At 74.0% G+C, this 13,096-nt stretch carries 13 protein-coding genes; 7 read left to right on the top strand and 6 right to left on the bottom strand.

Annotated features, from left to right (window positions below; translation table 11 throughout):
- Nucleotides 1-64: 64 nt before the first annotated feature.
- Nucleotides 65-469, top strand: coding sequence for a hypothetical protein (locus ACIA5F_RS07470; protein WP_399350149.1), 405 nt, complete (start codon nucleotides 65-67; stop codon nucleotides 467-469).
- Between the two features lie 66 nt (nucleotides 470-535).
- Here the strand turns inward: ACIA5F_RS07470 and ACIA5F_RS07465 are convergent, their stop codons facing one another.
- Both ACIA5F_RS07465 and ACIA5F_RS07460 read right to left on the bottom strand, forming a co-directional pair.
- Nucleotides 536-1,036, bottom strand: coding sequence for a hypothetical protein (locus tag ACIA5F_RS07465; protein WP_399350249.1), 501 nt, complete (start codon nucleotides 1,034-1,036; stop codon nucleotides 536-538).
- A 179-nt stretch (nucleotides 1,037-1,215) separates the two neighbouring features.
- Entirely contained in the window at nucleotides 1,216-1,755 is a 540-nt protein-coding gene (locus ACIA5F_RS07460) for a sigma-70 family RNA polymerase sigma factor (RefSeq protein WP_399350147.1), read from the bottom strand.
- A gap of 351 nt (nucleotides 1,756-2,106) precedes the next feature.
- Between ACIA5F_RS07460 and ACIA5F_RS07455 the strand changes: the two genes are divergently transcribed.
- From ACIA5F_RS07455 to ACIA5F_RS07445, 3 genes are all read left to right on the top strand, one after another.
- Nucleotides 2,107-3,291 carry a CapA family protein gene (locus ACIA5F_RS07455; RefSeq protein WP_399350145.1) on the top strand — a complete coding sequence of 395 codons (1,185 nt, stop codon included), beginning with the start codon at nucleotides 2,107-2,109 and terminating at the stop codon, nucleotides 3,289-3,291.
- 226 nt (nucleotides 3,292-3,517) lie between these two features.
- Nucleotides 3,518-6,820, top strand: coding sequence for a bifunctional lysylphosphatidylglycerol synthetase/lysine--tRNA ligase LysX (gene lysX / locus ACIA5F_RS07450; RefSeq protein ID WP_399350143.1), 3,303 nt, complete (start codon nucleotides 3,518-3,520; stop codon nucleotides 6,818-6,820).
- Nucleotides 6,821-6,967: 147 nt separating this feature from the next.
- Nucleotides 6,968-7,882, top strand: coding sequence for a polysaccharide deacetylase family protein (locus tag ACIA5F_RS07445; protein ID WP_399350141.1), 915 nt, complete (start codon nucleotides 6,968-6,970; stop codon nucleotides 7,880-7,882).
- A gap of 98 nt (nucleotides 7,883-7,980) precedes the next feature.
- Here the strand turns inward: ACIA5F_RS07445 and ACIA5F_RS07440 are convergent, their stop codons facing one another.
- Nucleotides 7,981-8,646, bottom strand: a complete 666-nt coding sequence (locus ACIA5F_RS07440) for a class F sortase (protein WP_399350139.1) — start codon at nucleotides 8,644-8,646, stop codon at nucleotides 7,981-7,983.
- Nucleotides 8,647-9,000: 354 nt separating this feature from the next.
- On the opposite strand from ACIA5F_RS07440, the gene ACIA5F_RS07435 reads away from it, so the two are divergent.
- Entirely contained in the window at nucleotides 9,001-9,501 is a 501-nt protein-coding gene (locus tag ACIA5F_RS07435; RefSeq protein WP_399350137.1) for a hypothetical protein, read from the top strand.
- Between the two features lie 59 nt (nucleotides 9,502-9,560).
- Here ACIA5F_RS07435 and ACIA5F_RS07430 read toward each other — a convergent pair whose 3' ends face one another.
- The 3 genes from ACIA5F_RS07430 to ACIA5F_RS07420 form a co-directional block, all read right to left on the bottom strand.
- Nucleotides 9,561-10,187 carry a hypothetical protein gene (locus tag ACIA5F_RS07430; protein ID WP_399350135.1) on the bottom strand — a complete coding sequence of 209 codons (627 nt, stop codon included), beginning with the start codon at nucleotides 10,185-10,187 and terminating at the stop codon, nucleotides 9,561-9,563.
- A 216-nt stretch (nucleotides 10,188-10,403) separates the two neighbouring features.
- A complete protein-coding gene (locus tag ACIA5F_RS07425; protein ID WP_399350133.1) occupies nucleotides 10,404-11,174 on the bottom strand; it encodes a hypothetical protein in 771 nt (256 codons plus the stop codon).
- Nucleotides 11,175-11,207: 33 nt separating this feature from the next.
- Nucleotides 11,208-11,363, bottom strand: coding sequence for a hypothetical protein (locus ACIA5F_RS07420; RefSeq protein WP_399350132.1), 156 nt, complete (start codon nucleotides 11,361-11,363; stop codon nucleotides 11,208-11,210).
- Here ACIA5F_RS07420 and ACIA5F_RS07415 point away from each other — a divergent pair.
- On the top strand, nucleotides 11,356-11,667 hold the full coding sequence (locus tag ACIA5F_RS07415; protein ID WP_399350130.1) for a hypothetical protein: 312 nt from the start codon (nucleotides 11,356-11,358) through the stop codon (nucleotides 11,665-11,667). The genes ACIA5F_RS07420 and ACIA5F_RS07415 overlap by 8 nt on opposite strands.
- Before the next feature lie 579 nt (nucleotides 11,668-12,246).
- Nucleotides 12,247-13,077 (top strand): SAM-dependent methyltransferase, encoded by an 831-nt coding sequence (locus ACIA5F_RS07410; RefSeq protein WP_399350129.1) that lies wholly within the window; start codon nucleotides 12,247-12,249, stop codon nucleotides 13,075-13,077.
- Nucleotides 13,078-13,096: the final 19 nt, after the last annotated feature.

Here is a 13,096-nt window from a genome sequence, read left to right as displayed (position 1 = left end):
CACTCGCCGACCGGCGCCTCTCGCGCCTCCTCACGTGGCCCGCCGCCCCGTAGAATCCCCGACCATGCCCGAGCCGCTGCCGCAGCCCCGGCGCGAGGTCGTCACCGGGGTGCCCCGGTCCACCCGCCGCGCGCCCGCGCACACCCCCGCCCGCTCGGAGATCTCCGAGCAGACCACGCTGGGCGCCACCTACGTACGGGCCCTCATGCGCAGTCAGCTGCGCGCGGGGCTGGGGGCGCTGGCCGTGCTCGTCCTGCTGGTCGGGACGTTGCCGCTGGTGTTCGCCCTGCCGGGGGCCGGCTCGGGGCCGCTGGTCTGGGTGACGCTCGGGCTGGCGGTGTACCCGGTGATGTGGCTCATCGCCCGGTGGTACGTCACACGCGCCGAGCGCAACGAGGCCGATTTCACCGGCCTGGTGACGGACCCGGCCGAGGCACCCGGCCCGCGCCGCCCGGCCCGGGACCGCTGAGACCCCGTACCGCTGAGCTTCCCGTACCGCTGAGGTCCGGCACCCCCGGGAGCGCGTCGCGTCGCGTCAGAACAGGTGCATCGCCAGGTGGCCCAGGGGCAGTCCGAGCTGCCAGGCCGGGGTCCAGACCCGCGTCTCCTCGTCCGGCCACGCCGGGAGGACCGTGGGGCCGTGGTGTCCGGGGTCGAGGTCGGTGGCGAACAGCTCGGTGCGGTCCAGCCAGCGCCAGGCCGCCCGCGCCAGTTCGAGGTCCGGGTCCTCGCCCCCGCCGCGCTCCCTGGCCTCCTCGCCCAGGGCGAGGAACCGGGTGTGGACCCAGTCGCGCCAGGGGTGCCCGTACGCCGTCAGGGACAGCCACTCGTCGAGCTGGGAGACCACCCGGATGCCGGAGAGTTCCCCGGCGGCGTCCGAGAGGTAGATCGTCAGCGCGAGCGTGTCCCGCCCGGCGCGGAACTCCAGGGTGCTGACCGGGATCAGCCGGCCCGTGCGCAGCAGTTCGTCCGCGATGTACTCGGCGTAGAGCCAGGCCATGGGCACCGCCAGCCCGCCGTCACTGGTGCCGTTCATACCCTCGGGGCGCACCGTTCCACCTTCTCCCGCGCGTCGAGTCTCCCGCCGTCAGCCCTGAGCCTTCCCCGAGTGGCTCGCGGAGCGGGGGATGTTTACTCAACTTGAGCGGTCTGCTGCTGTTTTCCATGCGCTTTGTGTCAGGTCCATATGCCTATGGGGCATTCCTTGAACGGTTCTCAGGCACCGAGGCCGTACCCGTAACCCTGGAGGCCCTTCCTCAGGGCGCGCAGCGCGTAGTGGGTGCGGGACTTGACGGTGCCGGCCGGAATGCCGAGCTCCGCGGCGGCCTCGGCCACCGAGCGGTCCCGGAAGTAGACCTGCACCAGCACCTCCCGGTGCTCCGGCCCCAGGGACCCCACGGCCCGCCGGACGTCGATCGCGGTGACCGAGCCGGCCACGGCGTCCTGTGGCGCGGGCGCCTGTTCCAGTCCCTCCGGGTCCACCTCCTGGGGCCGTGAGAGCCGGGCCCGCCGGGCGTCGATCGCGAGCCGCCGGGCCACGGTGAAGAGCCAGGGCCGCAGCGAGTCGTGTCCGCTCGCGAGGACCTCGGGATGCTGCCAGACCCGGACGAGGGTCTCCTGGACGAGGTCCTCCGCGCGCTGGGCGTCCCCGGCGGTGAGGCCGAGCAGGAAGCCGAAGAGGGCCCGGCCGTGCGCGCGCTGGAGTTCGGCGAGTGTCTCGGGGTCGGTGCGCTGGAGGGTGGGGGTGGGCGGCACAAGGGCTCCTTCCGGGTCCGCCGGGGTCCGACGCGTCCACCCTGACCTGCACGGAGCCGCCCGGGAACCGTCGGACCCGGGCGGTGCGCCCAACCACCCGGGTCGTCCGGTGGGCGGCAGGGCGCAACGGTGAACGGTCGAACGGCGCGGCGAACGGCACCGCCCGCCTCGCCCGCACCACGCGCCCCACACCGGACCGCACCACGCGCCCCGCCCCGCACTACCCAGGCTGCCGCCGTCGGAGTGAGTGGGGGGCCGGTGCCCGGAGTCGTCCCTTGACTTGGGGCACCCATGTCTATGAATTGCAGGTGATCAGACAATCCGACAGTCCGATGAACGGGAGCTGGACAGATGACCCCGCGCACCCGGCAGTCCCTCGCGCTGCTGTCCGCCCTCCTGCTGTCGGCGGTCGCCGGCTGCTCCGCCACGGGGGAACCCGTCCGTCCCGCAGGAACCCGCGTGCCGACCGCGCCCACCGCCGGGCCGCCCGCGGTCAAGGGGTTCACGCTGGTGGCGAGCGGCGACGTCCTGCCGCACGAGTCGGTCATCCGGCAGGGGGCGGCCGACGCGGGCGGTGACGGCTACGACTTCCGGCCCATGTTCGCCGCCGTGAAACCGGTGGTCTCCGCCGCCGACCTGGCCCTGTGCCACATGGAGACCATCTACGGGGAGGAGGACGGGCCCTTCACCGGCTACCCGGCCTTCGTCTCCCCGCCGCAGATCGCCGCGGGCCTCAAGGACGCCGGGTACGACGGCTGCTCCACCGCGTCGAACCACACCCTGGACGACGGCGCCGACGGAGTGCGCCGCACCCTCGACGCCTTCGACAAGGCCGGGCTCAAGCACGCGGGATCGGCCCGTACGGCGGCCGAGGCGGCCACGGTCACCCGGTACACAGCGGGCTCCGCCCAGGTCGCCCACCTCGCCTACACCTTCGACACCAACGGCTACCCGATGCCGGAGGGGCAGCCCTGGGCGGTGAACCTGACGGAGGAGGAGAAGATCGTCACGGACGCGCGGGCCGCCCGGAAGGCGGGCGCGGACGTGGTCCTCGTCAGCGTGCACTGGGGCACCGAGTGGCAGACGGAACCGGACGACACCCAGCTCGCGCTCGGCAAGGCGCTGACCGCCTCGCGGACCGGCGGGCGACCCGACGTGGACCTGGTCCTGGGGACCCACGCGCACGTCCCTCAGCCGTACGAGAAGGTCAACGGGACCTGGGTCGTCTACGGCATGGGCGACCAGGTCGCGGGCCAGATGTTCAACGACTCGGGGGCGGAGGACCCGCGCGGCAGCTACGGCTCCATCGGCCGCTTCACCTTCGCCCCGCCGGCCGCCGCCGGGCAGCGCTGGCGGGTCACCAGGGCCGAGTTCGTCCCGCAGTGGATGGACCGGGGCGCGGGCCGGGTCGTCAACCTTCCCGCGGGCCTCGCCGACGACCCGGGCCGAGGCGACTACGAGAGCGCCCAGGACGCCATCACCGAAGCCGTCCTCAGCCGCGGCGCGGCCAAGGACGGCCTGACGCCGACCCGCTGACCGGCCGACCCGCTGACCGGCCCCCTGCCCCGACACCCCGCCCGGCCCCGGCCGAGTGAACCGAAGGGGCGCGCCTGGGCGGGGGTCCCCCCGGACGGAGTCTGGGGGCGAGGTCGAGCGCGCGGAGGAACGCGAGGTACGAGCGTTCTGAGCACGTACGACCGCGTGAGTCAGGCTCCGAGCGCCCCGGAGGTGAACCGAGCCCCAGAAGAATAAAGTGCGAACCATGAGTGCCAGCGCGGACGAGACGTACGGGACCCGCGGCCGGTTCCTGAACCGGGTTCCGGACGGGTTCGGCGCGTTCTTCGCCGCCCTCGGCCTGCTCTGCGCCGTGCTGGCGCTCTTCCCGGCGCTGCGGAGGCTGCTGCACTACGTCGTCCGTTTCCTCGACGAGATCATCGTGCCGGTCAGCGCCAACCTGGCGTACGCCGTCTTCCTCTTCCTGCTCGCCGCGGCCCTCGGCGCCCGCAAGAAGGTCGCCTGGTGGATCGTCGTCACGTATCTGGGTCTGCTGGTGCTCGTCGACGTCCTGACCCTGTTGGCCGGGGAGTACGTGATCGGTGTCCCGTCGATGGCGGTCGCCGTCGCGGCGATGGCCGTCCTGATCGCCGCCCGCAAGCAGTTCTACGCCGCTTCCCGGCCGGGCGCGGTGTGGCGGGCCATGGTGGTGCTCGGGCTGGGGCTGCTCGTCGCGGTCCTCGTGGGCTGGGCCCTGGTCGCGCTCTTCCCGGGCACCCTGCTCAAGGGGCAGTGGCTGGACTGGGCGGCCAAGCAGGTCTTCGGCGGGCTCTTCTCCGCCCGGGAGTTCGACGGACGGCCGCCCAGGCCGCTCTACTTCCTGCTGGGTCTCTTCGGCGCCCTCGCGCTCCTGAACGCCGCCGCCACGCTCTTCCGGTCCCAGCGGCTGACCGCCGCCCTCCACGGCGACGAGGAGCCCCGTATCCGCGCCCTGCTCGGCGCGTACGGGCGCAACGACTCCCTCGGGTACTTCGCCACCCGGCGGGACAAGGCCGTCGTCTTCGCCCCCAGCGGGAAGGCGGCCGTCACCTACCGGGTCGAGGCGGGCGTCTGTCTCGCCAGTGGTGATCCGGTGGGTGATCCGGCGGCCTGGAGCCCCGCCATCGACCGGTGGCTGGCCGTCGCCGGGCGCTACGGCTGGCAGCCCGCGGTCATGGGGGCCTCCGAGGACGGGGCCACCGCGTACGCCCGTTCGGGGCTCGGCGCCCTCCAGCTCGGCGACGAGGCCATCCTCCACGTGGCCCGTTTCGATCTGGACGGCCGTGACATGCGGGTCACCCGGCAGGCCGTCAACCGGGTCCGGCGCACCGGCGCCACCACGGTCGTGCGCCGCCACTCCACCCTCAGCGAGGAGGAGATGCGGACGATCGTCGACCGCGCCGACAGCTGGCGCGACACGGAGACCGAACGCGGTTTCTCGATGGCCCTGGACCGGCTCGGCGATCCCGCGGACGGGGAGTGCCTGCTCGTGGAGGCGTTCGACGGGCAGGGCGAGCTGATCGCCCTGCTCTCCTTCGTCCCCTGGGGCCGGGACGGCATCTCCCTCGACCTGATGCGCCGCGACCGGGCCGCCCCCAACGGGGTGATGGAGTTCATGGTCGCCGAGCTCTGCGCGCAGGCCCCGGCCCTCGGCGTGCGCAGGATCTCCCTCAACTTCGCCGTCTTCCGTTCCGCCTTCGAGGAGGGCGGCCGGATCGGCGCCGGGCCGGTCCTCAAGCTCTGGCGCAGGCTGCTGCTGTTCTTCTCCCGCTGGTGGCAGCTGGAAGCGCTGTACCGGTCGAACGTCAAGTACGGCCCCGAGTGGTACCCGCGGTTCCTCTGCTACCAGGACGCGGGTTCGCTCGCCCGGGTCAGTCTCGCCTCCGGCATCGCGGAGGGCTTCGTCTCCGTGCCGCGGCTGCGCACCCTGTGGGGCAAGGGCCACCTCACGGGCCTCACCGCCCCCGCCACCACCGAGGGGCTGCCCTCCATCGACTCCCTCGGCCTGGACTCCGTGGGCGGGGCGGACACGGTGGCGCGGCCCGAGCGGCTGCCCGAGCAGGTCCGGGTCCGCCACGAGAAGCTGGACCGGCTCCGGGCGGCCGGCGTCGACCCGTACCCGGTCGGCGTCCGCCCGCGCACCCACACCGTGGCGGGGCTCCGGGCGGGGCATCCCGGTTGCCCGCCCGGCGCCCGTACCGGCCGGCGGGCCACGCTGGCGGGCCGGGTGATGCTCGTACGGGACCTCGGCGGGGTGGTCTTCGCCGTCCTGCGCGACTGGTCCGGGGACATCCAGCTGATGCTGACCCGGGACGGGTCGGGGACCGCCGTCCTGGACTCCTTCACCTCCCAGGTCGACTTCGGCGACCATGTCGTGGCGGAGGGGGAGGTCGGCGCGAGCCGCAGCGGGGAGCTCTCGCTCGTGGTCGGCTCCTGGCAGCTCACCGGCAAGTGCCTGCGCCCGCTCCCGGACAAGCGCAAGGGTCTCGCCGACCCGGAGGCCCGCGTCCGGCGCCGCTACCTCGACCTGGTCGTGAGCCCCGCGGCGCGGGAGGTCGTACGGGCCCGCTCCGGCGTGGTGCGGGGCCTGCGGCAGGGGCTGCTGGACCGCGGCTACCTGGAGGTCGAGACCCCGATGCTCCAGCAGGTCCACGGCGGCGCCAACGCCCGGCCCTTCCGCACCCACATCAACGCCTACGACCTCGACCTGTACCTGCGCATCGCACCGGAGCTGTACCTCAAGCGGCTCTGCGTCGGCGGCATGGAGAAGGTCTTCGAGATGGGCCGCACCTTCCGCAACGAGGGCGTCTCCTACAAGCACAACCCCGAGTTCACGATGCTGGAGGCGTACCAGGCGTACGCCGACTACGACGTGATGCTCGATCTGACCCGCGAGCTGATCCAGTCCGCGGCCACCGCCGCCCACGGCTCGCCCGTCGCCCACCGGACCGGACCGGACGGCAGGGCCTCCGTCCTCGACATCTCCGGGCCCTGGCCGGTCCGGACGGTGTACGGGGCGATCAGCGAGGCCCTCGGCGAGGAGGTCGACGCCGACACCGGGGAGCGGGCGCTGCGCGGGCTGTGCGACCGGGCCGGGGTGCCGCACGGGCCCGGGCACACGCGCGCGGACGTGGTCCTGGAGATGTACGAGCGGCTGGTGGAGGAGCGGACCGGGCCGCCCACCTTCTACAAGGACTTCCCCACCGAGGTCTCGCCGCTCACCCGGCAGCACCGCCGGGACCCCCGGCTCGCCGAGCGCTGGGACCTGGTGGCCTTCGGCACCGAACTGGGCACGGCGTACTCGGAGCTCACCGACCCCGTCGAGCAGCGGCGCCGGCTCACCGCGCAGTCGCTGCTGGCGGCGGGCGGCGACCCGGAGGCCATGGAGATCGACGAGGACTTCCTGGACGCGCTGGAGTACGCGATGCCGCCCACCGGCGGGCTGGGCATCGGTGTGGACCGCCTCGTCATGTTCCTCACGGGACTGACGATCCGCGAGACGCTTCCGTTCCCCCTGGTGCGGCGCGGCTGACCGGACCGGCCGACCGGCGCGGCCGACCGGCGCGGCCGACCGGGACGGCACGCCTTTCGCAACACTCCCTGGTCCGGGCGGGTGAGGGGGCGGGGGAGCGCCCGTGGCTCTCGACATCTTCGGCGATGTCGTTGATACGTAGGAGTAATGAAAAATGACGAGCCGACAGTAGGGCGACGCGTGCTCCTGCGTACCGCCGTCTTCCTCGCACTGGCCGGCGCCGCCACAGGAGTGATCGACTTCGGCGGCGGGACCGGCACGGCCGGACCGGAGGCGCCGGGCGGCGCGCCCGGTCCCGGGCAGGGCCCCGGCACGGGTCCGGGTCCCGCGGCGGGCTCCGGACCCGCGGCGGGGGCACCCGGCGCCCGCGCGCTGCCCGACAAGGCGTACCGGTTGCAGCCGATGACCGCCGAGGTCCCCGCCCGGCCACCCGCCGTGAAGCCCGCCGTCCGCACCCGGCCCCTGCTGGCACTGCCCTCCGGCCCGAGCACGGCGAGCGCCATGGTCCTCACCTTCGACGACGGCCCCGACCCCCGCTACACCCCCGCCGTCCTGGACACCCTCGCCCGGTACGGGGTCCACGCCATGTTCTTCGTCTGCGGGGAGATGGCCACCGACAACCGGGACCTGCTGCGCCGGATCGCCGCCGAGGGCCATGCCATCGGCAACCACACCTGGACCCACCCGCACATCCCCAAGCTCAGCCGGCCCGCCCTCGCCTCCGAGATCGGCCGCACGAGCGAAGTCGTCCAGCAGACCACCGGAGAGGCGCCGCTGTGGTTCCGGGCGCCGTACGGGGAGTGGAACCGGGCCGCGTTCGAGATCGGCGCCGAGCTGGGCATGGAACCGCTCGCCTGGACCGTGGACAGCCTGGACTGGACGGAGCCGGGCACCGCACCGATCGTCTCGCGCATCCTCAAGGGCGCGGCCCCCGGGGTGATCGTGCTCTCCCACGACGCGGGCGGCGACCGGACGCAGAGCGTCCGGGCCCTCGGCTCCTACCTGCCCCAGCTGCTGGCCCGCGGCTACCGGATGACGCTGCCCGCCCTGCCGCCCCGCTGAGGATACGTTTCCCCTCCCCGGCGGGTCGGCGGGTCGGCGGAGCGGCGGGTCGGCGGGGTACGGGGCGGTGCGGGGCGGGTCGGCGGGGGCCCGGGGTCTCAGCGGGCCTCCACCATCCGGGCGAAGACGACGACATTGCCGTCGTAGCCCCGGGCCTTCGAGTAGCCGCCGCCGCACGTGATCACCCGGAGTTCCGGGTGCCCGGTGTCCCCGTACACCCGGGCTCCGGGGAAGTCGTCCTTGGCGAACACCTCCACGCCGTACACCTCGAACACGGCGGTGCGCCCGTCGTACCGTTCCACCTCGATGTGGTGGCCCGGCTTGACCGAGCCGAGCCCGTAGAAGACCGACGGGCCCTGCGCGTTGTCCACGTGGCCCACGATCACCGCCGAGCCCCGCTGGCCCGGCGAGACGCCGTTGAGGTACCAGCCGGCCAGGTTCCGGTCCTGCGGCGGCGGGGCCTCGATCCAGCCCTGCGCGTCCAGCCCGACCGTCATCACCGGCGCGTCCACGGCGACCGAGGGGATGCGGACGCGCTGCACCGACGAGTGGTCCAGCACCTCCAGGTCCGGCGGCGGGGCCGGTGGGGCCACGGGCCGCTGGTCGGCGCGGACCGCGACCGCCGCCGCGGCGGTGGGCTGCGGCGGCCCGCCGTCGAGGTTCGTCCCGTTCCGCATCATGGCGAGGCCGGTGAGCATGACCAGCGCGAGCACCCCCCAGGGGGAGTACCTCCTCGGCGGCCGGTCACTCTCGTCCTCGGTCATGGCTCTCCCTTCCCGGACGCGGGGGTCCCGACCCGCGTTCCTGTCCCGCCCCCCGTACGCCCTGTCTCCCGCACGGTAAGGGCGCCCGCGCGGGGCGGCGATCGGGGAAGGGCGAACGGGTGGCGGGCCCGGAAGGGGTGCGCCCATCCAGGTATTCGTCACATAAATGCCTGACAGGTCGTGACCTGCGCATCCGTCAGCCCGGACGCCCGCGCACCGGCGTGTCGGTCAACCGGGCGGCCCAAAGACGGACATGCGCCGGCCGCCGGGTGCCCCGAGGGTCGGGGATGGGAGGCGTTCTCGTCGATCTGCCCGGGCCACCGCTCCGGGGCGCTTCCCGCAGGAGGTTCCACCATGCGTGTCTTCCGCGCTCTCACCGTGACGGCGGCGGCCTGCGTCGCCGTCGGGCTCAGCGCTCCCCTCGCCTTCGCGAATCCTCCGCTGGGCGGGGGCGGCGGGCCCAGCAACATCTCGGCCACCCCGCACTCCGTGCACCAGGGTTCCTCGCTGCACATCACCGCCTCCGGCTGCGGCAACGGCGGCACGGTCTGGTCGCACGGGAACTTTCCGCAGACGAACCTGTCCGGCGGCCCCACCGGCCACGCGACCGTCCGGATCTTCAACCACGCCACGCCCGGCCACCACACCCTCTCGGTCAAGTGCCACGACAACAGCCTGGTCGCCACGCACCGGTTCACGGTCCTCGAAGGCAACGGCGCGCACGGCGGTGTCGGCGGCTCCTTCGGCCCGTCCACCGCCGAGACCGCCATCGGCGCCGGCCTCGTCGGGCTGGCGGCGCTCGGCGCGGGCGTCCACGTGGTGCGCCGTCGCCGGCCCGTCGCCGGCCGGGTCTGACCGGACGGACCGCCCCGGCTCCCCGGCCCGGACCCGGGGCGGCCGGGGCACCGGAGCGTTCAGTGACGGCGGCCGGCGGCCCGGCGCCCGACCGCGTACGCCGCACCGCCCGCGGCGGCGAGCACGAGGGCGGCTCCCGCGCCGAACTCCAGCGGGTCCGTCCCGGCCGCGCCGCCGCCCAGCCCGCCGCGGACACCGCGGACCACGGCGGTGGCCGTGCCGGTGGGGGAGGGGGCGACGGCGCCCGTCGGGGTCGCTGTCGCGGTGGCGGTCGCCGTGGCGGTGCCGGTGGCCGGGCGGGCCGTGGAACGGGTGGTGGGGGTGGTGGTGGCACCGGAGATGGCGAGGAAGCCCGAGGCGGTCTCCCCGCCGCACGTGAAGGTGACCGAGTACTGGGCTCCGCGCCGGGCGTCGCGGTCCACGGTGACCCGTGCGGTCCGGCCACGCGCGATGCTCACGGTGTCGAAGACACCGGAGGAGGCGCTGGCGGAGGCGGCGTCACAGCCGCTGACGGCGAGGACCACCTGGCCGCCGGGGGCGACCGAGGTGGGGTTGACGGTGAAGCCGAACGAGGCGACGGACGGGGCCGCGGCCCAGGTGGCCGTGGCGGGTCCGGTGAGCGCGAGCACGGCGCCCGTGGCGCCGGCCCCGAGCAGGGCCGTGGCGGAGGTACGTATCGCACCCATGGTCGGTTCTCCGGTCCCCGAGGAGCAGTCGCGCAGCGGTTTTCGCACGTGGGGGGTGGTGCGCCTCGATGCCGCCACGCTAGGCGCGGGCGTGGCGGCCCGCGATCAGGGACGGGCGAATGGGGCACGGGGTAGGCCGAACCGGGGACGGGAAACCCGTCCCCGGCACCCGGGAGCCCGGCCAGGGGTCCGGCCGGACTCCCGGCCGGACCGGTGTCAGTCGCGGAGCCCCAGATGCGGGAACTGCGCGAAGAAGGGCTCGGCGGTGGCCGCGATGCCCCGGCCGAAGGGCGCGTCGAAGTCCCAGATCAGGAAGAGCAGGAACGCGATGAGCGCGCTGAACAGGCCCGCCAGCAGCATCTCGCGGAACGACCGGCGGATCTGGAGGGTGAAGATCAGCCCCACCGTCACCAGCGCCCCCGCGATCAGCCCGAACCACACCACCCCGGGCATGGTGGCCCCGGCGCTCTGGCCGCGTGCGTTGCGGGCGTCGTCCACCGCCGCGACCTGGTCGACCAGGGGCTGGTACGCCTGCCCCTCGTGGTCGGTCTGCGGCTGGTAGTCGGTGACGTCCCGGCGGATGCGTTCCAGCAACTCGCCGCCGTGGTCGCTCAGACGGCCCTGGTCGGCCATCTCCTTCCACTCCGTGTCCACCACGTACGTCACGTACGCGTCGACGTCGGCGCGGATCTTCGCGCGGACCTCGGCCGGGTAGACCGCGGAGCGCGCGCTGATCTCGTGCAGGGCCTGCGCCTCCTGACGCACGTACTCCTGGGCGGCCCCGCGGCCCTCCCAGACACCGGCGATCGCCAGGCCCAGCACGATCGCGTAGATCACCCCGATCATCATCGTCATGTACTCGATGACGTCCGGGGTCTCGTTCGGATCGTCGTCCTCCTTGATCCGCCGGTTGTTGAAGAAGGCGATGGACAGCACCACGGCGCACGCCGCGGCCATCGCGAGGGACAGGACGAGCCATTCCGACAAGACGACTCCCAATCGGTTACGGGTCGGGCGGGACTATCTGGGGCGCAGCGCGACGATCGCGAGCACGGCGGGAGCCACGGTGAGCAGGGTGAAGGTCACCGGCGAGATGTGGTGCTCGGGCGGTTTGCGGGACGGGGTCCGGTAGGAGGGCCGGGCCACGGGCCGGACCTCGGCCGGGGGCGTGAGCACGGGCGCGGGCTCCGGCGCGGGCGGCGGGAGGGGCCGTGGGGCGGGCCGTGGCGGGGCGGGCGGCTCGGGGACCACCCGGGGCGGCGCCGGTTCGGGCGGCTTCGGCACCGGCTTCGGGGCCGGTGGCGGTGGTGGAGTGGGGCTCGGGACGGGCTCGGGGGGCGGTGGAGTCGGGGTGGGGGTCGGGACGGGCGGCGGTGTCGGCGACGGGGTGGGCTTCGGAGGTGGCGTGGGCTTCGGCGGCGGGGTGGGTGTGGGTGTGGGCGTCGGCCTCGGCGGGCAGGGCGGGGGCGGCGGGCAGTGACGCCCGCCGTGGCCCCTGGGACGGCAGCCGTGGCCGTGGCCGTTCCCGTGGCCCTCGCCGTGATGTCCGCCACCCGCTACGGCTGCGGCGCCCCGGTGCGTGGCGGTCGCGACCGCCACGGCGGCGGCCGTGCCGTCACCGTGGCCGGTCGTCGCGGAGGCACTGCTATCGGCCACGGCCGGTGCGGCGGCGAGCGCCACCCACAGCAGGACCGGGACCGTCAGCAGTCGCCTGGTACGGGCTCTGTTCACCCCGGGAGCATGGGCCCGCGCGCGCCCGCGCACGCGGGCGTCCGGCTTTCGTTCGCCTGAACGGGTGGAGTTTCGACCGGAGGGGTTTGAGCCAGTCGTCGGCGGGACATGCGCGGGCGGCGATGGCGCGTCCGGGAATTCCCAAAAGGGATGTGTCGGTATCGATCATTGCCGGTCGGGGGTGCGGCGGTCGGCTTTGACGTGTGACGAAGAACGGACCGTCAATTTCCGCTTTGGCTCGCCCTGTTGGGCAATGATCAGTAGATTCGGCCCGGACAGGAGTCCGAACTCGGACGGACCGCCGCAGGACCAAGGCTTGGAGACCTCGATGGAGCGCCCCGCGTGGGCCCCGCCAGGCATCGACATATCGGTGCCGAGCGTGTCCCGCATCTATGATTACTACCTGGGCGGCTCGCACAATTTCGAGGTCGACCGCCAGGCCGCCCGCCGCGCCATGGAATTCATGCCGGGCCTGCCCAAGATCATGCAGGCCAACCGGGCATTCATGCGCCGGGCCGTCCGCCACGCCGTCGCCGAGGGGATCACGCAGTTCCTCGACATCGGCTCCGGCATCCCCACCTTCGGCAATGTCCACGAGATCGCCCGCGCCGCCAGCCCCGAGGCCCGCGTGGTCTACGTCGACCACGACCCGGTGGCCGTCGCGCACAGCCGGGCCGTCATCGCCGGGGACGCGCTCACCGGTGTCGTCGCCGCCGATCTGCGCAGGCCGAAGGAGCTGCTGGCCGCCCCCGAGGTCGCCCGGCTGCTCGACCTCGGCCGCCCGGCCGCCGTCCTGCTCGTCGCCGTCCTGCACTTCCTGGAGGACGAGGACGACCCGTACGCGGCCGTCGCCACCCTGCGCGACGCGCTGGCCCCCGGCAGCCTGCTGATCCTCACGCACGCCTCGTACGAGGGGATACCGGTCGCGCAGGACGTGGCGGGCGGGACCGTCGGCGTCTACCGGGACATCCGCAGCCCGCTCGTCATGCGCAGCGGGGAGCAGATCGCCCGGTTCTTCGACGGGTTCGAGCTGCTGGAGCCCGGCCTGGTGCCGATGCCGAACTGGCGGCCGGAGGCCCCCGGGGGCGCGTCCGGCGGGGAGCCGCAGGAGGACCCGTACGCCTTCTCGGGCTTCGGTGGCGTGGGGCGCACGGCGTGAGACTCCGGGCACAGACCAC

It is taken from the genome of Streptomyces sp. NPDC051567 (genome assembly GCF_044454165.1).
Taxonomy (GTDB): Bacteria; Actinomycetota; Actinomycetes; order Streptomycetales; family Streptomycetaceae; genus Streptomyces.
Note: the sequence above shows the minus strand (reverse complement) of the source record. Positions and strands in the feature narration are given on the sequence as shown.